The sequence below is a fragment of the Gluconobacter sphaericus NBRC 12467 genome (genome assembly GCF_006539125.1).
In the GTDB taxonomy this organism is placed as follows: domain Bacteria; phylum Pseudomonadota; class Alphaproteobacteria; order Acetobacterales; family Acetobacteraceae; genus Gluconobacter; species Gluconobacter sphaericus.
The window spans coordinates 1-19,433 of the sequence record NZ_BJMK01000023.1; the positions used below are offsets into that span (position 1 = coordinate 1).

Here is a 19,433-nt window from a genome sequence, read left to right on the forward strand (position 1 = left end):
AGAGGCCCTCAAATGTTCTGCTTTCTTTTACCTAGGGGGAAGCGGAACTTTCTTTTTTCAGAAATGAGTGTGGGAAGAGTTTCCTGCTGACAACAATACAGTGATTTTTTTGTTTTCAAACCCGATCTGTTGTGCACACTATATTCCGTATTCAGAACGTTATGAACTACGATTCGAACGATGCTGTAATGAGGGTGTGACACATGTCAGCGAGATCCTGGAAATATATCGGAATTTCTCAGATGGTGTTTTTGGCGTTGTATGGCCAAAATTCAGTCTGGGCAGCAGATATGAGACGCCCTGAAGCTGCCAGTCTCCGCGCGAAGACAGCGCATGCCCAAAAACATGCGCCCGTCGTGAAGAGTGCATCAGAGACGATCAGTGTTGTAGGATCCGGCTCCACAAGGCAGATGCAGTCGGTTTCCAGACGTGATATGCAGAATCTTGTTCCAGGAACAACACCGCTCAAGGCTGTCGGAAACCTTCCCGGCGTGCAGTTCAGTTCTTCTGATCCACTCGGGATCGACCTGTGGTCCCAGAGCTTTTACATGCATGGTTTTACCAGCGATCAGCTCGGATTTACCGTTGATGGAATTCCGCTCGGTGGTCAGGGTTATGAATCCTATAATGGTGTGCCGGTCAACCGGACGATCAGTAATGAAAACATTATCCGCACGGATGTTTCACAAGGGGCGGGCAGTCTCGATACGCCTTCGACCAGCAATTTAGGTGGTACGGTCCGGTTCTACAGCGACGACCCGCTGGACAAGATGGGGGGCAGAATTTCCCAGACTTTTGGAAGTTATGATGCTTTCAGAACGTTTGTGCGTTTCGACAGTGGAAAGCTCAATCCGAGTGGTACCAAATTCTACGTGTCTTATGACCGGCGAGCTGAAGACAAGTGGCTGGGGGGGGATTCACAGTTCCAGCAAATGGTGAATACCAAACTGGTGCAGCCCATAGGCAACCATACGACATTCAAGACCTATTTTGATTGGTCACAGGAAGCTGCGGCCTCCTATCTCGATAATTCGCTACAGATGCTGAAAACGGTCGGATATGACTCCGATTATTATTATCCTGATTACGCTGCTGCGCTTAACGCCGCGAATGGAATTTATCCAACAAAATATCAAAACCTATCTGACCCCAAGAACGCGGCCTATTACCGCGGGATCGAGACGAGCACTTACTATGTGGGCGGGATGAGTCTCGATAGCGAGCTGACCCAGCATCTGGAGTCCAGAACGACGTTTTATGGCATAGGTAAACGGTATGATGCTTGGTGGACCAGTCCCTATGTCAGTTCACCAAGTGGCGCTCCTCTTGCAGCTCAGGACCAGGCAATGAGCACACGACGCCTGGGTTTTCAGACGGACCTTCTCTACCATCTTCGCAAGCAGACATTCGATGCCGGATTCTGGTATGAGAATTCGGTCTACAACCCCTCGATGCAGTATTATAACGAGCCGGACTCGCCAGATGGCACGCCGTATGATGAGGTTGCACATCGGGGAACACCATTCATGATCGGCTATGGTGAGGCCTTCAATACCAATACCTATGTCTTCCATATGCAGGATACCTACAAGGTGCTGCCGAGCCTGACGCTGCATGCCGGTTTCCGTACCATGGTGGTTAACGCGGCAGATCGCGTCACTAATAATGATTTCCGTTATACCGGGTTGACACAGATTGCCTCTGGGTCTCTGACAGCTGAGGCGGCGGCGCTTCCTCAGTTCAGTGGAAACTGGAAATTCGCTCCACATAACGAATTCTACTTTGATATTTCAAAGAACATGCAGGCTTATCCGCAAGGTGGCTATAATACCTCAACCCCTTGGGGAGCCCAGACCCAGGCTGATTTCAATACGCTCAAGAAAAACTTACGTCCCGAGACGGACTGGGTGTATGAAATCGGGTACCGTCTTCAGACGAAATACGTTCAGGGGCTCATCAATCTGTATCATACGGATTTTTCTAACCGGCAGCAGTCGATCTCTGTCGGTCCGCTCGTGACGGCGCATTCCCTATTCCAGAATGTTGGAGATGTGGATATGAATGGGGTGGACGGAAGCGTTACGATCGTACCGGTTAGGCATTTTTCGATTTACAACAGCATCAGTTACAACAGCTCGAAATTTGAAAACAACCTGACATCTGGCGGCGTGACGTATCAGCTCAAGGGGAAGCAGGAACCTAATTATGCGAAGCTGATGTATAAAAATTCGCTCAGTTATTCTGTCGGAGATTTTAATCTGCATTTTGATACGCTGTTCATGGGCAAGCGATATCTCAGCTACGTGAATGATACGCGTGTTCCGGCGTACTGGTTAGAGAATTTCGGTATGGGTTATAGCTTCAGGAATATCTCCATCGCCAAAACGCTGAAATTCGATTTCAATATCTACAATATTACCAACGAGCGTTATGTCTCGAATATGGGAAGCGGGGGCAATCCGCTTTCCGGAGATTATAATAGTTTACAGGTTGGAGCCCCCCGTTCCTTCTACGGAACGATCAGTGCCAGTTTCTGAACCCTTTGCGCCGTTCCAGATTGAATGTAGGAGTGGATGAATGGGGTACTATGTGGCGAAGCCACGATGGTTTTTTTTGGAGGGCTGCTGCCACCTCGTTCACCGGTATCCACTAGTCATTCTGCGCGGTGGATCACGTCCGGATTATGCTGGATGACGATTAGGGAATCGTCTGCATCGCGCAGTTCTTCGGTGGACGTCACGACCGGGACCGGCATTTGGCCGAACAGACGTCTGGCATAGGGGGAAATGGAATCCAGATAGAGTCTTTGCGCCTCGGCATAGATTGTCCCGAAGGCCAGTGAGGATTTGCCTGACTTGGAAATACCTGTGACCACGATGAGCTGGTTACGCGGGAGATCTGCGTCTACATTTTCCAGATTGTGTTCCCGCACTCTTCAGACACGGACCGTCTCATGGGGTATTCCTGATGATGTCAGCAAGAATGTAGATCCGCCAGACATCAGAGCGCACAAACCACGCTTCAAAAGCGGCGGTTGAGGCGGGCCTTCTGAAAGGCGGCGTTGATGATCTGCGTTTCCCGCATCGCCAGTTCACGGATTTTTTCTCCCATCGCGCCGACCTTGTCCGGATGGTACTGCCGGATCAGATCGCGATAGGCGCGCTTGATTTCGTCAGGCGATGCAAATTCGTTGACGCCGAGGACTTCGAACCACCTCCGGTTCGCAGGGGACGCAGCGATCGGGTCTTTCGCTGTTTTCTGATCGGTGTTTCCAGCATTCTTTTTGCCCGAAATCATCTGCATCACGATGCCAAGGATGATCAGAGCTCCAAGCGCAAAGACGATGAATTTCGCGAAAGCAAAGATGAGACCGAACACAAGTCCCAGATGGGTCACGACCCAGTAGACGAGAAACGCTGCTCCGATGAGCGCGAGAAGCTGCATGAAAAATCTTCCGCCAGTAGTCGCAAGCTATCCTACCATGGCCAGGCAGATTTTAGGGAACGGCTTCTTTTTCCGGACTGTCCTTTCCGCCCCTGTTAGAGCCAGCCGTTTGCTCGGGCGATCCGCCCGGCTTCAATGCGGTTGCGGGCATCGAGTTTCTGCACGATTTCTGAGAAGTAGTTGCGGACCGTGCCTGAGGAGAGGGACAATTCCTCCGCGATTTCGCGGTTGGTGCGTCCGGCTTCGGCGAGGCGGAGCATGGCGCGTTCGCGTTCGGAGAGCGGGTCGGGCAGGGCGTCCCAGACGGCTTCGGCCAGGTCGGGTGCGATGGCCCGGCCGCCTGCCGCGACCTTGCGGATGGCGGCGGCGAGCTGCGTGATGGGTGCGTCCTTGAGCATATAACCGCGCACGCCGGCCTGAAGTGCGCGGCGCAGATAGCCGGAGCGGCCGAAAGTCGTCACGATCATAACGCGGCTGGGTAGGCCTTCCTGAAGGATCTTTTCCGCAAGCTCGATGCCGGTGACATGGGGCATCTCGATATCGGTCAGGACGACATCAGGGCGGTGTTCGCGGATCAGGTCGAGCGCCTCGCGCCCGTCGGTCGCCCGGCCGACGATCCGGATGTCGTCTTCGAGTTGAAGCAGGGCCTCGAAGGCATCGAGGAGCATGGTCTGGTCTTCGGCGAGGATGAGGCGGATCACGGTAGTATCGTTGCAGTCAGCTTGAAGCCCTGGGGGTGGGGGGAGACGGTGAGCGTGCCGCCCGAAGCGGCAAGCCGGGCACGCATGCCACGTAGGCCGTTGCCTTCGATAAGGCTGGGGGCGGATTGCGCGGTTTGAAGTGGGCCATCGTCTTCGAGGGTGAAGGTGTAGATATGCCCATCAGCGTTATGTTGGAAGGTGAGGGTGCAGGTCCGGGCATCGGAGTGGCGGATGACATTTGTGACGGCTTCGCGCAGGGCCAGGGCAAGCACGCTGTTCTGCGGCTGGTCAGCGGAGGGACTGGGACCGTTCAGGGTGAGCGCGATCCCCGCTGTGTTCAGGGCCTTGCGGGCGCGACCCAGTTCTCGCTGGAGCGAAGCGCCGTTCATGCCGGAGACGGCGTCCCGGACTTCGCGCAAAGAGGTGCGGGCGATCTGGCTGATCTCGGTTACTTCCTGTTGCGCACGGGGTGCGTCGGATTTGAACAGGTGGTCGGCCAGTTCTGCTTTCACGGAAATGACCGTCAGGGAATGACCCAGAAGATCGTGCAGGTCGCGGGCGATGCGTTCGCGCTCGGCGGTCGTGGCGAGGGTGCGGATCTCGTTCTGGGCTTCGCGTAGTTCAAAATTACGGATGCCGAGCTGCCACTGCATCAGCGTGCCCATATAGGTGATGATGCTGAAAAAGGCGCCGGGGATGGCTTCTAGCGTGGTCTTGTGGCGGAAATGCCCGGAAATGATCAAGACGACCTGTAGCAGGATGACCATCGTGATGGACTGCCGTTTTCCGGGTAGCCGGGCACACATTCCAGCTGCGAAAATACAGTAGACTTGCCAGTCCCCATGCGTCCAGGCGCAGGCATAGCCGATCAGGTCGGTCAGGATGATCTCGCCGTAGCCGTAATATCTGTCCTTCCGGTAGGGGGCGAAATAGACCAGCAGGAAAACCAGCATGGCGGCTGTGGAGAACAGGATGCCAGGCAGTGTGGGGCGGTGATGGCCCAGCAGCCACGGGACGGGATAGAACAGCAGATAGCTTAGATAGGCCACCAGATACTGGTTGAAATGGGGCCAGGGCGTCTTACGGTCAGCCAGGTGGCGAGAGAGGGAATCTGCGGCCATTTGGTGAGGATGGTAACGGCTATGGCGGGTGTTCAGACCGGACGGAGCAGGATATGCTTCTTCTTGCCGGACGAGACCTTCAGGACACCGTCCCGCAGGTCGTCGAGCGTGAAAGTCTGGTTCTCGTCCGAGACCACCACGTCATTGACGCGACCGCCGCCGCCCCGGATCAGACGACGTGCTTCACCACCACTGGTGGCGATACCGGCCTCCTGAAAGACGCGGAAAGCAGGCAGGCCTTCGGCGATCAGGTTGGCGGGCAGGTTGATTTCCGGCAGCGCGGCCTGAGCGGAGCCCTGTTCGAAGACGCGACGCGCTGTTTCTGCGGCTTCTTCGGCGGCAACGCGGCCGTGGCAGATGGCGGTGGCTTCGGTCGCGAGGATCTTCTTGGCCTCGTTGATTTCCGAGCCTTCGAGCGCACCTAGACGCTCGCATTCCTCAACGGGAATATCCGTGAAGAATTTGAGGAAGCGGCCGACATCTGCGTCCTCGGTGTTACGCCAGAATTGCCAGTATTCGAAGGCTGCCAGTTTTTCTGGACGGACCCAGGTCGCGCCTTTGGCAGACTTGCCCATCTTGGCGCCCGACGATGTGGTGACGAGCGGGGTGGTCAGGCCGAAAATCTGCTTGCCGTCGGTACGGCGGGTCAGATCGATGCCGGAGACGATGTTGCCCCACTGGTCCGATCCGCCCATCTGTAGGATGGCGCCGTGGCGGCGGTTTAGTTCGCGGAAATCGTAAGACTGTAGAATGGAGTAGTTGAACTCCAGAAATGTCAGACCCTGTTCCCGTTCCAGACGCTGCTTCACGCTGTCGAAGGACAGCATGCGGCTGATGGAAAAATGCGCGCCGATATCTTGTAGCAGGTCGATGTAGGAGAGCTTGTCCAGCCAGTCGGCATTGTTCGCGAGGATGGCGCCGCTGGACGGGTCTTCGTCGCTGAAGGTGATAAACTGGCGCAGAGATTTTTCGATCCCGGCGATGTTGTGCGCGATCGTCTCGTTCGTGATGAGGGAGCGGGCCTCGTCGCGGAAGGACGGGTCGCCGATCTTGGCCGTACCGCCACCCATCAGGGCGATCGGGCGATGGCCGTGCTTCTGGAGCAGGCGCAGCGCCATGATGGAGAGCGCATTGCCGACATGCAGGGAGTCCGCTGTCGGGTCGAAACCCACATAGGCGGTGATCGGTCCGGCCAGCATGGCCTCGTCGAGGGCGTCGAGGTCGGTGCACTGGAAGATCAGGCCGCGGGCCTGGGCTTCGAGGAGGAACGGACTCTTTGGCATGGGTCGGTCTTGCTACGCTGCTACAGGAAAGGATGCGGACCCTAGCATGACCGGAGCCGGAGCGGAAACTCCGGCAGCGGCCATGATGGCGGGCCAGGTGCTTATTCTGTTTCGTAAGGCCAGTCGATGCGGGCCATGCGGGACGGGACGAGCAAGAAGCAGAGTGTCCCCAGGGCGGCAAAGGCCAGTGCGACCGGTCCGAAGATGCGGGTGCCCAGAATGAACGGATTGCATAATTGCAGTACGAAGGCGGGCGCGACGGTTGCTGCAATGATGACACTTTGCGGAGGCTGCTTCATGACGAGGAATGGCAGCGGGCAGCAGAACGTCACGCCGAGGGTTGCAACCAGAAGTTCTGTGGCGTCCAGCAGGGCATGCGAGAGTGCGAGCGGCTTGAATAGGGTGGCCGGCAGCATGAGGCTCAGCGTGCGCAGAGGGGCCGTCAAGAAAACCCTGTTGGCTTTGGCGGTGAAAACTGCCCGCACGAAGTTCAGCCGGCTGCCGAAGCGACCCGTTGTCAGAAGCAGCGGCCAGTGTTTACGGTTGCTGATCCAGGCGTCCTGCAGGGCTATCAGGATGGTCATGCCGGGGGTCAGATGTGCGATTCGGTTGCCGAAACTGCCATGTCCGAGCGGCAGGCTCCCCATGATCAGGACCGCGCAGGCGGGCATGAACAGGCTGGTCAGGAGATCACTGCGCAGATTGGTCGGAGTTGCGGGAGCTAGGAGCATCTGTCGCAACTGGTAGAAATTGAGACCCTGTGGGGCGATACGGGGTGTCGTGTCGGGAAGTGCAAAATCCGGGGGCGAGGCAGTGAAGCCGTCCGTGGAGGCCATCATGGCCGGAGAATGCAGACGGTTCGGCAGTGTAATGATGGCGGTCGTCAGCAGCCCCATCATGATGAGATCGGCCGGGATGGTCAGCAGGGCCGGGCGTGTAAGGGCCCAGAGCGGGAAATCGGTGGCAAAGGTCAGGAGCATCAGGCCCAGCAGCAGGCCGACGCCAATGACTGTCGTGATGCCCTTGGCCCTGCGTGACGTCTGCTGCGGCGGGGCATACCACTGGATGACGGCCGGCACAGTATTGAGAAGCGTGTAGAAAAGCGTGTCATGTAGGGGGAGGCCACTCCAGGCGAGCAGGCCGGAAAGGGCGAGGATGGCCCCCATGGACATCAGGGATGCCGCGCGGGCCTCGGCCTGGAGCAGGCCGGGGATGGCGGGGGCCTGGGATGCACCGATCTGGTTGCCCGAATGGGTTTGAAGGCAGTTCTGCACAAAGGTCGCGGCGATGGCCGCGTTGAAGACATTGGCGTGTTTGAGCGCCTTTTCCAGACTTTGGGTCAAGAGGGCAGCGTGCAGTTCATGGGCCGTCAGACCCGCCAGCAGGATGAAGATTACTGCCGTGAAGATCATCGGGTTGCCGACGAGGAAAATGCGCGTTCCATACAGCCGTAGGGCACGGATCATGTCGCTGCGTTCCAGGGCGCCCGAGGGCAGGAAGCTTCTCATGTCGCGGAGTCCGGGGTGTTGGTTTCAGCAGGAGAAATGCGCGGCGTCGTGATTTCCAGGAAGGCGTCTTCGAAATCCGGGATGACCGTCAGGGTGCCTTCGGGAAGGATCAGGTTTCCGGTCCAGCCATGAACCAGCAGCGCATCAGGACGCTGGCCGAGGATCTGAATATCGGCGGGCAGGGCGGCGAGGAGCTGGTCGGGTGCGGGATGTTCGAGCCAGCGCGTGGTGGCGCGGAAAGTCTCGGTAGAGACGTCGAGCACAACATTTCCCTGCCGGACGAAAATCAGGCGTGAGCACAGGCGTTCGAGATCGGACAGGATATGTGACGAGATCAGGATGCTGGCGCCGGTCCGCTGCGTGTAGGTATCGAGCAGGTTTATGAAATCGCGCCGGGCATGGGGATCCAGGCTGGCGACGGGTTCGTCCAGAACCAGGAATTCGGGGCTGTGACGCATGGCCAGAACGATGGCCAGACGTTGTTTCTGGCCGCCTGACAGGGAGCGCACCTGCTTTTTCGGGTCGAGGTCGGCCCAGGCAGTTAGGGCCGGATCGATTGGGGAAAGCTCCCCGTAGAACGCGGCGATGTAGTCCATGAGCTGGGCGACGCGGAAGTTGCCGAAGCCAGTCATGGTCTGGGGGACGAAGCCTGTCCGTGCTCGGATTTCGCGGGGGAGGATCGCGATGTTGTAACCGAAAATGTCGATGTTGCCGCTATCCGCGAGCAGGAAACCCATGAGGCATCCGATCAGCGTGGATTTGCCTGCGCCGTTACGTCCCAGAAGGGCTACGGTTTCGCCCTGCGCGATGGAGAAGGAGATGTCATCCAGCGTCCGGAAGCTCCCGAAGCTTTTGGTGAGGTGCGAGACCTCCACAGGCAAGGACGAGGCGGCGGCGGGATGCAGAATGTTTCGGTCTTGCATGAAATATCCGGTTACATATTTGTCTGGACGAAGCCAGGGATCGTGCAGCCCGAAGCAAAAATGGCTCTCCGGAATGGAGAGCCATTTTTGAAGTATCTGACGGGACGGATGCCCCGGATCAGTCTGCGGCCAGAGCCAGCGCCTTGCGGCCACGCATCGTGTTCACGTGGTCTTCGAGAGCTTCGGCAACCTGGTCGGCCTGCTTGGCGAAGATATGGTCGGCGTCTTCGAAGATGCGATAGTCGACGGCCACGTTCTTCTGGGTGTTCAGCTTGTCCACCAGCTTGCGGATTCCGGGTTCGGGAGCCATTTCGTCCCGGCCGCCAGCAATCATCAGGCCGCTGCAAGGACAGGGGGCCAGAAAGCCGAAGTCGTAGTCGTTGGCCGGCGGGGCCACGCTGATCCAGCCGCTGATCTCGGGGCGGCGCATCAGGAGCTGCATGCCTACGAAGGCACCGAAGGAATAGCCCGAGATCCACAGTTCTGTGGAGTTCGGATTGACCATCTGCATCCAGTCGAGGGCTGCTGCTGCATCGGAAATTTCGCCGATACCGCCATCATAGCGGCCCTGGGAGCGGCCCACGCCACGAGAATTGTAGCGCATGACCGAGAAGCCCATCTTCTCGAAGCTGCGATACATCGTGTAGGTGATGCGGTTATTCATGGTGCCGCCGTGGAGCGGATGTGGATGCAGCACCAGGGCAAGCGGAGCGTTGGGTTCGCTGGAGTGGTGGTAACGACCCTCAAGCCGGCCGTCTGGGCCGGCGAACATCACTTCAGGCATAATACTCTCGCACTGTGTCAGGCAGGATTGGAACTCTGCCGTCCGGTGGTGCTGTGTATATCGATTCGCAAAACCTGATTTCCACCAAAATCGACATGGCGTTGCGATTTCCGCCAGTTTGTCCAATCTGGAAAACATGATGACTGCACTCAAAACCGTCTCCGGGACGACCTATTTGGATGCCAATGCCACCGAGCCTCTGCGTCCCGGCGCGAAGGAGGCGGCGCTGGAGGGGATGCTGCTGTCCGGGAACCCGTCTTCGGTGCATGCCGAGGGGCGGGAAGCTCGCCGGTTTCTGGAGGATGCCCGCAGCCGGGTTGCCTCAGGTTTCGGGCGGATTTCCGGCACCTGTGTGTTTACATCCGGGGCGACGGAAGCCGATGCGATGGCGGTTCATGCGTTTGGACAGGAGCGCCGGATTTTCGTTGGGTCTACGGAACATGATGCCATTCTCAGGGCTGCACCGGAGGCTGAAATTCTGCCCGTGAACAGGAACGGAATTCTGGACGTGGAACACTTGCGCTCGCGGTTGCAGGACACCGGTCCGGCGCTGGTCTGCGTGATGTCCGCCAATAACGAAACGGGGGTGCTCTCGCCGCTGGAGGACGTGTTGGCGGTCTGTCGCGACTCGGGAGCACATCTGCATGTAGATGCCGTGCAGAGCGCGGGACGGGTGCCGTTTGCGCTGGGCGGGTGCAGTGTTGCGGTGTCCGGGCACAAGATGGGTGGCCCAAAAGGGGCGGGCGCGCTCATGCTGGCGGAAGATGAGCCCATGGATGCGCTGGTGGCTGGTGGCGGTCAGGAGCGGGGGCGCCGGGGCGGGACGCAGGCGCTTCCAGCTATTCTGGGAATGGCAGCAGCGTTCGATGCCGCCCGTGCTCAGGACTGGGCTCCGGTGCAGCGTCTTCGGGGGCGTGTCGAAGCGGCTGCGAAAAGCGTTGGCGCGCGGATTGCGGGTGAGGCTGTGGCGCGGTTGCCGAATACGAGCTGTTTGATTCTGGACGGGGTAGCGGCTCAGGTCCAGCTTATGGCGCTGGATCTGGCTGGATTCTGCGTTTCGGCGGGCTCGGCTTGTTCGTCAGGAAAAGTGTCGTCCTCGCATGTCCTGCGGGCGATGGGGGAGACGGACGGCGCGTCGCAGGCCATTCGCGTGTCGCTGCCCTGGAATGTGCAGGAAGCCCAGGTCGAGGTGTTCTGCGAGGCCTATGAGGCTATGGCGCGGCGCTTGCAGAAGTAAGACGGGCAATAGAGGCAATAGACATGATCTATCTCGATTATTTTTCAACAACGCCGTGTGATCCGGCAGTCGTGAAGGCCATGCTGCCTTGGTTTGGGGAGGATTTCGGCAATCCGCACAGTCCGCATGGGCCCGGGCGCAAGGCGGCAGCAGTTGTGGAGCGGACGCGGGAGAGCGTGGCGAGACTTCTGGGCGTGGAAGCCCGGGAGATTGTCTTCACCTCTGGTGCGACGGAGGCGAACAACCTCGCCATCAAGGGGGTGGTGCGGCATCTGGCGCGGCTGGGCGATCCGCGGAGACGGATTGTCACGGTGGTGACGGAGCATAAATGCGTTTTGGAATCGGTGCGCGATCTGGAAAAAGAGGGCTTTGAAGCGGTCGTACTCGGCGTAGACAGCGAGGGACGGGTTGATTCCGAAGCTCTGCGGGATGCACTGAAAGTGCCAACGCTTCTGGTCAGCATCATGGCGGCGAATAACGAGACCGGGGTGTTGCAGGATATTCCGCAGCTTGCGGCGATCGTGAAGGAGCGCGGGGCGCTGATGCATGTCGATTTGGCGCAGATGGCGGGGAAGATGCTGGTGTCGCTGCGGGATGTGGATCTGGCGTCCGTCTCTGCTCACAAGATGTATGGGCCCAAGGGGATCGGCGCGCTCTATGTCCGGAGAAAACCGCGTGTCCGGTTGGAACCGCTGTTTTCTGGAGGTGCTCAGGAGCGGGGTCTTCGGTCTGGGACGCTGCCGACGCCTCTGATTGTGGGATTTGGGGAGGCTGTGGATATGGCGGCTTCGGCCATGGGCGATGAGGCGGCGCGGCACGTGTTCCTGCGAGATGATCTGTGGGCGCAGCTTCGTGAAGGCTTGCCGGGGGTCGTTCTGAACGGCGCCGGCGCGCCGCGTCTGGCAGGGGCATTGAATGTCTGTCTGCCGGAAGGATGTCGGGCGCTGGATGTTCTGGAAGCCTGTCCGGATGTCGCCGCTTCGACCGGATCGGCTTGTAGCGCAGCCGAGATTGCACCGTCCTATGTCTTGACGGCGATGGGACTTTCTGCGGAGAAGGCGTCCCGGTGCTTGCGCCTGTCGGTCGGACGCTTTACCTCCAAGGCCGATATTGACCGTGCGGCCTCTTTTCTGATCGCAGCCGCCCGGGCGTGCTAACACAACTGAAACCGAAAAAAGCGGACGAACTATGCCCAAGATGACCTTTGTCGAGCGTGATGGAACCCGTCGTGACGTGGACGCGCCCGTCGGCCTGTCGGTGCTGGAAATTGCACATAAGCATGACATTGATCTGGAAGGCGCGTGTGAAGGCTCGCTTGCCTGCGCGACTTGCCATGTAGTGGTCGATCCTGAATGGGCTGCAAAACTGAGTGCGCCGACGGATGATGAGGAAGACATGCTCGACCTGGCGTTCGGTCTGGAAAAGACGTCCCGTCTGGGCTGCCAGATCGTCATGACGGATGCGCTGGATGGCCTGACCGTCGGCCTTCCGAAGGCGGGCTGAGCACTATGCGGATCCTCGTTGCCATGTCGGGAGGCGTGGACAGTTCCGTAGTGGCCGCGCTGCTCAAACGGCAGGGCCACGAGGTAATTGGCGCGACCCTCCAGCTCTACGATCACGGACAGGCGGCCAAGCCGGGTGCGTGCTGTGCGGGGCGTGATATCATGGATGCGCGCGCCGTGGCGGACCGTCTGGGCTTCCCGCACTACGTCATTGATGCGGAAAGCCGCTTCCGTGACAGTGTGGTCGAGAGCTTTGCGGACGCCTATGCGCGTGGCGAGACGCCTGTTCCCTGCGTGGCCTGCAATCAGGGCGTGAAGTTCACGGACCTTTTGGGCATGGCGCGGGATCTGGGCTGCGAGGCCATGGCGACCGGGCACTATGTCCGCCGTGTTGAAGGGCCGGATGGGGCGGAAATGCACCGTCCCGTCGATGCGGAGCGGGATCAGACCTGGTTTCTGTTCGCCACGACCAAAGATCAGCTCGATTATCTGCGCTTTCCGTTGGGCGAGATGCCGGACAAGGCGCATGTCCGTGCGCTGGCCAAAGAGCTGGGGCTGTCGATTGCGGCCAAGCCGGACAGTCAGGATATCTGTTTCGTCCCCACCGGCTTCTATGCGGAACTGGTCGAGAAGCTGCGTCCGGAAGTACGGGGCGAGGGCGAGATCGTAGACGAGGACGGCAGGGTTCTAGGCCGACACGAAGGCGTTGCGCGTTATACAGTCGGGCAGAGCAAGCGTCTGGGCGACATCCATACCGCAACCGGCGAGCGCCAGATGGTGACGCGCATTGATGTGCCCAAGCGCCGTATCGTGGTCGGGCCGCGCGTGCAGCTTTCGGAAGCCGATAGCCGTCGGACCGTGCGTCTGCGGGACATGAACTGGCTGATCGACGCGCCCGCGGAGGGTGTGCGTTGCGGTGTGCAGATCCGGGCGCGGGAAAAGTTGCGTGAGGCTGTTGTAAAGCCTCTGGAGAACGGTGGCGCACTGGTGGAACTAACCGAAGCTGCCATGCCAGCGCCAGGTCAGGCCTGTGTGCTGTATGACGGAAGCCGCGTGCTGGGGGGTGGCTTCATTACTGCGGGAGAGGTCTGATGGCGGGTGTGCTGCTTTTGGGATCGCGCCGGTATTCGTCCTGGTCCTTGCGGGGTTGGCTGGCGGTGCGTTTGGCGGGACTGGACGTGACGGAAGAGGTTATCGCGCTCAAGGGCGGTGGCCGGACGACTGAGATCCATGCGCGTTCGCCGAACCGGATGGTGCCGTATCTTCAGCATGACGGTGCGGATGTCTGGGAAAGTCTGGCGATCTGCGAATACTGCGCGGAAATCGCGCCGTCCCTGTGGCCGGAAGATCGGATCGTGCGGGCCCATGCCCGCAGCATCAGCGCGCAGATGCATGCCGGTTTTCGCCCGATCCGCCAGAACTGTTCCATGGACGTGGAGCGCGTGCCGGCGCCCCTGCCGGAACTCGGCGAGGAGCTGGCTGCCGACGTAGCGTTGCTGAGCCGTACGCTCAAGGGCGCGCTTCTGCGTTCCGGTCAGCCGACACAGTTTCTGTTCGGGGAGCATATGACGGCGGCGGACTGCATGTATGCGCCGATCGCCATCCGGATCCATACGTTCAAACTGGATGTTGATCCTGTCGTGAATACGTGGGTGCAGACGATGCTCAATCATCCGTTAATGCAGGAATGGTATGTACTGGCGAACGCTGAGCCTGCTGAGTGGCGCCTGACGTACTGAAGCCTAGTGGTGAACAAAACCCATTCCGGTCTGGAGGGCGGTTCTGAAGACTTCCCCCCAGATACTGCCGTTACCGCCCATGCCACTGCCCTGGTGGCCCCGGACATTGTAGCCGGAATCATCGTCATTGGCGCTGGTTGCCATGTCGGCAGGCGAGGAATGTGAGGCACAGGCTGAAAGCAGAATGAAAACGGCCACGGCGCAGTTTTTTTTCATGGGGACCGGTTCCTCCTGTTGCCCTGTCGGAAAGAATGCTTCCTGTCCTCATGACTGTCATGTCAGGAACCGTAAGGAAGCGTAATAGTGCCGTCTGGATTAGTGAAGGGTGGGTCCTGCGCCTGTCTGATATAGTTCGTAGTATCCCTTTTTGCCGGAAGAAAACCTAGTCAATCTGGCGGGTGGGAGCATGCTGTTCATCGATCCGACCTATGGGGATTGTCTGACGAAAGGCCATTCGGATGCTCCGGGTGGAGACTGAAAAATCCTGGCGTTCGACCTGCTCAATGGGTGCCTTCAGAACGGCCGTGTGTCGAATTTTCTCTGTGGGGGAATGGATTGCGGCGGTGTCCGCAAGAAACTGCGGGGGCTGTTGGTAGTTAAATATGCTGGACCTGTTCGCCTGCGGTTTTTTACGCTGTAAGGCGCTGCCGGAGCGGGGATCGGGGAGGAAAACGCGGGCATGAACTCTTTGGGGCTGTTTGCTCTGCTGCTGGCTGTGGCAACACTGCTCGGGATCATCAATTACCGAACTCTGAAATTGCCGCTGACCATCGGGATTCTGCTGATCTCGATGCTTATCTCTCTGGTCGTCATGATCCTGAACCCGCTGTTTCCGGCCTATGACCTGCAACAGGTTCCGCAGTCCCTGCTGGGAACGATCAATCTGCCCCGCACGCTGCTCGATGGGGCTTTGTCCTTCCTGCTGTTTGCGGGAGCGATGCAGGTCGATCTGGGCCAGCTACTGTCGCGTGGGAAATCGGTTGCGGCGCTGGCTATTCTAGGGACATCCTTGGCCGTGGGGCTGCTGGCGGTTCCGGTCTGGCTCATCTTTCCCGTGTTTGGACTGGCGGTCCCCTTCAGTTGGTGCGTGCTGCTCGGGGCGATGCTGGCGCCGACCGATCCGGTTTCAGTTGTGGGCATGCTGCGGCGACTGGGTCTGCCGTCAGCTTTGCAGGCGATATTCGCGGGTGAAAGTCTCTTCAATGACGGTGTGGGCGTCGTTATTTTCGGGACCATGATCGGGCTGGCGACCGGAGAGACGAGCTCCGTTTCGATTGGAGATTTCGTGCTGCGGTTTTTGGTGGAAGCCGTGGGTGGTGGTCTGTTTGGCGCCTTTATGGGTTGGCTAACCCTGCTGTTGCTGCGGGGTGTGGAGGACACGCAGATCGATCTTCTGGGCTCTCTCGCGCTGGCGACGGGGACGTATAGTCTGGCGAATGGGCTGCATATGTCGGGGCCAATTGCGGTCGTGGTGGCAGGCATGAGTCTTGCGGGCCAAGCAGGTCATCGGGCTATTACGCAGAAATCCCGCGAGGAAATGGTGGTGTTCTGGAATCTGATCGATGAGATCCTGAACGCGCTGCTGTTCCTGCTGATCGGGTTCGAGCTTCTGGAAATCCGGCTTCACCTGGCGCCGCTTCTGACGATGCTGGTGGTGATCCCACTTTCGGTTCTGGTACGGGGAGCGAGTGTTTTTCTGTCCACTATGCCTGTTCATCTGCAACCCGGAGAACGGGGGCGCGCGCTGGGCGTTCTGACCTGGGGCGGATTGCGGGGTGGTATTTCCGTTGCGTTGGCCTTGGGGCTTCCGGCCGGGGAGCTGCGCGAGACGTTGCTCCCGGTCTGCTATGGGGTCGTGGTCTTCACGATTATCGTGCAGGGGCTGACGATGGAGCGGGTGGTGCGCTGGCTTTACCCCGAGACAGCTCCGCCATCCTGAAGCGCCATTTCCGCAAAAGGTGTTTGGTTGACTGTATGGGTTCTGCCGGGGGGTGTGATAGATTTGGGAAATAGACGGTTTTGTTGGAGTATTTTGCAGATGGTGTGCTTGAGATATTTCAGGGATTTCACAATGGCAGCGTTGCTGGGGGCTGGGCTTGTCGTACCTCAGTTGGCGTCTGCCACGCCGCTGGTGGGTCAGAAGGCGTGCTGGATGTCAAATGTGGGTGAGGACCCGCGTCCTGAAATCAGCTGTCAGAGCCTTTCGCCCGAGTTTCTGCGCAAGCTGGAACATGCAACCCCGGCTCAGGTGCGCAAATTGTTTGCCGTTCCTGGAAAAGACGGAAAGCCGACCTATTTCGAAGGTGTGGGTAAGATTCCGGGTTTTCACAACGGATATGTCGACTTGGTCTACAGCAAAGGTCATGTGACGAATGTGAGTGCGGTGACGACCGAGTTCCAGAATAACGGCATGGCAGGCCCGGAAATGGATTTCCGCTGGGATGCCGTAAAGGGTGAATGCTCGGATTTCCCTGGCTCAACCCAGCGCTGCAATGTGGTTGAGTAAGGGGGAGTAACCCTCTGGAATCTCTGTTGATCTGACGCTGTGGATGATTTGGGGCCTGATTGTTGGCCGCTTCTAGAGGCTGGTTGCGGCCTCGTCCGGAATTATCGTTGCTTTGTCGTGAAGCCGGATGGCGGTGGAGGATTCGAACCCCCTCCCTTGGCTCTGACCTGTTCTGTGTACTTCCATTTCTCTTGTGTTCATTGGGGCATGGATCATGAGGCAGTCTGGTTTCTTCGATGTTGAAGAACGGCTTGCCTGGCTGAGTGGGCCTGGTGATCAGCTCGAAGCGTTTTCCCGGACTGTGGATTTGGAGGTGTTCCGCCCTGATCTGGAGCAGGCTTTGGTCTGTTCAGGTGGGAGTAAGAGCGGGTGACCACCGTTTGATCCCGTGTTGATGTTCAGGATCCTGGCGATCCATATCCTGAACAGTCTCTCCGACGAGCGGACGGAATATCTGATCAACGATCGCCTCTCTTTCTTGGTCTGAGGCTTTAAGATCGGGTGCCGGATGTCAAAGCGGTCTGGCTGTTCCGCGAACGTCTGACACAGGCGGGCGCGATTGAAAATCCGTTCAATCGCTTTGACGCAAGCCTGCGTAACGCCGGGTATTTTCCGATGTTAGGCCAGATCCTTGATGCCACGCTGGTGGCTACTCCAAAGCAGCGGAACACCTACGATGAAAAGACAGACCTGCGGGAAAGACGGCCCACAGGAGTGGCAGGGCAGGCCCGCAAAGCTGTCGCAGAAGGATCGTCATGCACGCTGGACACTGAAGTTCACGAAGGCGAAGCAGCAGGATGATGGAACCATGCCGTCGAGCGATCTCGCCATCCCGTTTTTTTGCTGCAAGTCGCACATCTCCATCGACGGGAAGTTCCGGTTCATCCACAGATGGAAAACAACAGATGCCGCCGCCAATGAAGATGTCATGGAAAAGCACGGCTTTGTCTCGAAGGTTCACATAACAAAGTCGCATCTCAAACCTATGCCCCCGCATATCCAGAAATCGAATGCTGGAAAGTCGGTCATCCGCTCGCGTGTCGAGCATATCTTTGTCGACCAGAAATCACAGACGGAATTGTTTATCCGAGCAGTCGGCATCACCTGGGCCACAATAAGGATCGGGCTGGCCAATATCGTTTAAAACATGCGCCGCTTTCTCTTCCTCGAAAGGTTGAACGCGAGCGCGTAGTCATCCCGGTGGCGAGACGCCCTGGTCTGTTCAAAACGTAGATCGAAAACGACCCAAAAGAACCGTCAATCAGAACGCCAAATGCCTAAAAGCAGAGCCAAGACACATCAACCAACGGTTCTTCGATCCATTCAGGTCATAAGACCGTTTTTCCGGTATGTCCGAAGCTTTGAAATTGGCGCTGCCTGCCTTTCCACCAGTCTTTTACGGGTGTGTGGTTTACCCATACGATCAAGGGGCTCTGAGCTGGCCTTGAAAGTTAGGGAGGACAGGCCTTTCTGCTCCGCGCTAAGAGCAGCAAAAAGGAACACCCAACCAGGAAAATGTTTCTGCTGCCTGTTACCGCAAAGTTTTTTCGAGGTCGGCACCCCCTCCCGGAAGCGGGGTTTCGCCAGTCTTGCGGAGTTGCGTGCCATTCCATGTCAGGGTTAGTAGACTACGATCCATGACACCTTGGACCAGAATATTATGACCATCTGGAGAGAAAGTCAGTCCCTGCGGCCAGAGTGTGCCCGGAGCTTGTGCCAGTGGTGTCAGATGACCGTCGCCGAATGAAAAAACTGTGACGATCCCCCGGTCGTGGTAGAGTGGAGATGTAGGGGAAAGTGCAGAGCCGTTCTGGGAAACGACGGCGACATAGTGGCCATCTGGAGAAATATCGAGCCCTTCCGGCGCGTTGGGGACGGGAGTGCGCTGGATTTCCCGGATTGGTTCGGCGCTTAGATCCAGAACCGAAAGAGCACCGGGCAACCCTTCACCATGACCCAGCATTCCCATGACGGCGTAATGCCCGTCCTTGCTCAACTGGATATTCCAGGGGCCGGGTTTGATGTTCAGAGGATGAGGATCGACGGTAATCTGGTCGCCGTTGATATGGAGGGTATAGACCTTGTCCGCCTGCCAGAGGCTCACAAGGGCGCGCTTCCCGTCGGGAAGGATAGCGAGACCACCCGGAAAGCCGGAGACGGGTAAGGAAATCACGCGTCGATTGCTAAGGTTGTGTCCGTTAAACCTGAACCAGGTCAGAACTCCGGATTTGCCATTGGCGACGAGAAGATGGTGTCCGTCAGGCGTGAAACGCAGGGTGGTCGCGCCGGGAGCAGATGCTACGCGCTGTATGATTTTCGGTTCTGCCCCGGAAATATCGATGACAGTGATCTCATCGTCCGGAACGATTTTCCCCGCTTCAGGATCAGGCTTTGAAGCCGCGGAGACGACGAGGGTTTTGCCATCGGGACTGAAGGTAACGGCGGTAGGTGGCCCGATGACGCTAGTAGGCACATTGATGCTCGTCCGGACTCTCCAGACGCCATCGGGTGTTTGCACAAGAAACGAGAGGGAGTCTGGTTTCAGGGGGTGTGGCAGGACCTGTACCCCGTTTTGAAGGATGGAATGTGCATCATTCGCTGACACCACGGTCTGGGCGTGGGTGGATGAAGCGAACGCAAGCAGTGCGGTACAGGAAAGCAGGCACAGTCTTTGCATCTTTGGAG

17 protein-coding genes and 2 pseudogenes are annotated in these 19,433 nt (G+C 58.3%); 9 read left to right on the forward strand and 10 right to left on the reverse strand.

Annotated elements, in window-relative coordinates; genetic code table 11:
* Positions 1–410: 410 nt before the first annotated feature.
* Entirely contained in the window at positions 411–2,537 is a 2,127-nt protein-coding gene (locus GSP01_RS11235) for a TonB-dependent receptor (RefSeq protein ID WP_373862356.1), read from the forward strand.
* A 173-nt stretch (positions 2,538–2,710) separates the two neighbouring features.
* Here GSP01_RS11235 and GSP01_RS11240 read toward each other — a convergent pair.
* The 8 genes and pseudogenes from GSP01_RS11240 to GSP01_RS11275 form a co-directional block, all read right to left on the reverse strand.
* Positions 2,711–2,932 (reverse strand): annotated as a pseudogene (locus GSP01_RS11240) (hypothetical protein); the annotation flags it as partial.
* A gap of 89 nt (positions 2,933–3,021) precedes the next feature.
* Positions 3,022–3,444 (reverse strand): J domain-containing protein, encoded by a 423-nt coding sequence (locus GSP01_RS11245; protein ID WP_141353616.1) that lies wholly within the window; start codon positions 3,442–3,444, stop codon positions 3,022–3,024.
* A gap of 95 nt (positions 3,445–3,539) precedes the next feature.
* A complete protein-coding gene (locus tag GSP01_RS11250; RefSeq protein ID WP_141353618.1) occupies positions 3,540–4,145 on the reverse strand; it encodes a response regulator transcription factor in 606 nt (201 codons plus the stop codon).
* Entirely contained in the window at positions 4,142–5,266 is a 1,125-nt protein-coding gene (locus GSP01_RS11255) for a sensor histidine kinase (protein ID WP_141353620.1), read from the reverse strand. The genes GSP01_RS11250 and GSP01_RS11255 overlap by 4 nt, the downstream gene beginning before the upstream one ends.
* A 32-nt stretch (positions 5,267–5,298) precedes the next feature.
* Entirely contained in the window at positions 5,299–6,549 is a 1,251-nt protein-coding gene (tyrS, locus tag GSP01_RS11260) for a tyrosine--tRNA ligase (RefSeq protein WP_141353622.1), read from the reverse strand.
* A 101-nt stretch (positions 6,550–6,650) separates the two neighbouring features.
* Complete coding sequence (locus GSP01_RS11265) at positions 6,651–8,057, reverse strand: ABC transporter permease (RefSeq protein ID WP_141353623.1); 1,407 nt, start codon at positions 8,055–8,057, stop codon at positions 6,651–6,653.
* The gene (locus tag GSP01_RS11270; protein WP_141353625.1) at positions 8,054–8,980 is read right to left on the reverse strand and encodes an ABC transporter ATP-binding protein; all 927 of its coding nucleotides are present in this window, start codon (positions 8,978–8,980) and stop codon (positions 8,054–8,056) included. The genes GSP01_RS11265 and GSP01_RS11270 overlap by 4 nt, the downstream gene beginning before the upstream one ends.
* A gap of 118 nt (positions 8,981–9,098) precedes the next feature.
* Positions 9,099–9,764 carry an alpha/beta hydrolase gene (locus GSP01_RS11275; protein WP_141353660.1) on the reverse strand — a complete coding sequence of 222 codons (666 nt, stop codon included), beginning with the start codon at positions 9,762–9,764 and terminating at the stop codon, positions 9,099–9,101.
* A gap of 136 nt (positions 9,765–9,900) precedes the next feature.
* Here GSP01_RS11275 and GSP01_RS11280 point away from each other — a divergent pair, with 136 nt between their 5' ends.
* Genes GSP01_RS11280 through GSP01_RS11300 form a run of 5 tightly spaced genes read left to right on the forward strand, consistent with a single transcriptional unit; the run spans position 9,901 to position 14,242 of the window.
* A complete protein-coding gene (locus GSP01_RS11280; RefSeq protein ID WP_228123952.1) occupies positions 9,901–11,001 on the forward strand; it encodes a cysteine desulfurase family protein in 1,101 nt (366 codons plus the stop codon).
* Positions 11,002–11,024: 23 nt separating this feature from the next.
* Positions 11,025–12,158, forward strand: a complete 1,134-nt coding sequence (locus GSP01_RS11285) for a cysteine desulfurase family protein (RefSeq protein WP_141353627.1) — start codon at positions 11,025–11,027, stop codon at positions 12,156–12,158.
* A gap of 31 nt (positions 12,159–12,189) precedes the next feature.
* Positions 12,190–12,504 carry a ferredoxin family 2Fe-2S iron-sulfur cluster binding protein gene (locus GSP01_RS11290; RefSeq protein ID WP_141353629.1) on the forward strand — a complete coding sequence of 105 codons (315 nt, stop codon included), beginning with the start codon at positions 12,190–12,192 and terminating at the stop codon, positions 12,502–12,504.
* Positions 12,505–12,509: 5 nt separating this feature from the next.
* On the forward strand, positions 12,510–13,595 hold the full coding sequence (gene mnmA, locus GSP01_RS11295) for a tRNA 2-thiouridine(34) synthase MnmA (protein ID WP_141353631.1): 1,086 nt from the start codon (positions 12,510–12,512) through the stop codon (positions 13,593–13,595).
* A complete protein-coding gene (locus GSP01_RS11300; RefSeq protein WP_141353633.1) occupies positions 13,595–14,242 on the forward strand; it encodes a glutathione S-transferase family protein in 648 nt (215 codons plus the stop codon). Before mnmA ends, GSP01_RS11300 begins: the two co-directional genes overlap by 1 nt.
* 3 nt (positions 14,243–14,245) lie before the next feature.
* Here the strand turns inward: GSP01_RS11300 and GSP01_RS11305 are convergent, their stop codons facing one another.
* Positions 14,246–14,458, reverse strand: a complete 213-nt coding sequence (locus GSP01_RS11305) for a hypothetical protein (RefSeq protein WP_141353636.1) — start codon at positions 14,456–14,458, stop codon at positions 14,246–14,248.
* A 463-nt stretch (positions 14,459–14,921) separates the two neighbouring features.
* Between GSP01_RS11305 and GSP01_RS11310 the strand changes: the two genes are divergently transcribed.
* From GSP01_RS11310 to GSP01_RS11320, 3 genes and pseudogenes are all read left to right on the forward strand, one after another.
* On the forward strand, positions 14,922–16,181 hold the full coding sequence (locus GSP01_RS11310; RefSeq protein ID WP_141353638.1) for a cation:proton antiporter: 1,260 nt from the start codon (positions 14,922–14,924) through the stop codon (positions 16,179–16,181).
* Positions 16,182–16,313: 132 nt separating this feature from the next.
* On the forward strand, positions 16,314–16,748 hold the full coding sequence (locus GSP01_RS11315) for a hypothetical protein (protein WP_228123951.1): 435 nt from the start codon (positions 16,314–16,316) through the stop codon (positions 16,746–16,748).
* Positions 16,749–16,962: 214 nt separating this feature from the next.
* Positions 16,963–17,892, forward strand: a pseudogene (locus GSP01_RS11320) (transposase).
* 387 nt (positions 17,893–18,279) lie between these two features.
* Here GSP01_RS11320 and GSP01_RS11325 read toward each other — a convergent pair.
* Complete coding sequence (locus GSP01_RS11325) at positions 18,280–19,425, reverse strand: lactonase family protein (protein WP_141353642.1); 1,146 nt, start codon at positions 19,423–19,425, stop codon at positions 18,280–18,282.
* Positions 19,426–19,433: the final 8 nt, after the last annotated feature.

Coding starts and splice junctions, on each gene's coding strand:
- GSP01_RS11300 (WP_141353633.1), top strand. CDS start 13,595: ATGGCGGGTGTGCTGCTTTTGGGATCGCGCCGGTATTCGTCCTGGTCC.
- tyrS (WP_141353622.1), bottom strand. CDS start 6,549: ATGCCAAAGAGTCCGTTCCTCCTCGAAGCCCAGGCCCGCGGCCTGATC.
- mnmA (WP_141353631.1), top strand. CDS start 12,510: ATGCGGATCCTCGTTGCCATGTCGGGAGGCGTGGACAGTTCCGTAGTG.
- GSP01_RS11325 (WP_141353642.1), bottom strand. CDS start 19,425: ATGCAAAGACTGTGCCTGCTTTCCTGTACCGCACTGCTTGCGTTCGCT.
- GSP01_RS11305 (WP_141353636.1), bottom strand. CDS start 14,458: ATGAAAAAAAACTGCGCCGTGGCCGTTTTCATTCTGCTTTCAGCCTGT.
- GSP01_RS11270 (WP_141353625.1), bottom strand. CDS start 8,980: ATGCAAGACCGAAACATTCTGCATCCCGCCGCCGCCTCGTCCTTGCCT.
- GSP01_RS11285 (WP_141353627.1), top strand. CDS start 11,025: ATGATCTATCTCGATTATTTTTCAACAACGCCGTGTGATCCGGCAGTC.
- GSP01_RS11275 (WP_141353660.1), bottom strand. CDS start 9,764: ATGCCTGAAGTGATGTTCGCCGGCCCAGACGGCCGGCTTGAGGGTCGT.
- GSP01_RS11245 (WP_141353616.1), bottom strand. CDS start 3,444: ATGCAGCTTCTCGCGCTCATCGGAGCAGCGTTTCTCGTCTACTGGGTC.
- GSP01_RS11290 (WP_141353629.1), top strand. CDS start 12,190: ATGCCCAAGATGACCTTTGTCGAGCGTGATGGAACCCGTCGTGACGTG.
- GSP01_RS11235 (WP_373862356.1), top strand. CDS start 411: ATGCAGTCGGTTTCCAGACGTGATATGCAGAATCTTGTTCCAGGAACA.
- GSP01_RS11280 (WP_228123952.1), top strand. CDS start 9,901: ATGATGACTGCACTCAAAACCGTCTCCGGGACGACCTATTTGGATGCC.
- GSP01_RS11310 (WP_141353638.1), top strand. CDS start 14,922: ATGAACTCTTTGGGGCTGTTTGCTCTGCTGCTGGCTGTGGCAACACTG.
- GSP01_RS11315 (WP_228123951.1), top strand. CDS start 16,314: ATGGCAGCGTTGCTGGGGGCTGGGCTTGTCGTACCTCAGTTGGCGTCT.
- GSP01_RS11255 (WP_141353620.1), bottom strand. CDS start 5,266: ATGGCCGCAGATTCCCTCTCTCGCCACCTGGCTGACCGTAAGACGCCC.
- GSP01_RS11265 (WP_141353623.1), bottom strand. CDS start 8,057: ATGAGAAGCTTCCTGCCCTCGGGCGCCCTGGAACGCAGCGACATGATC.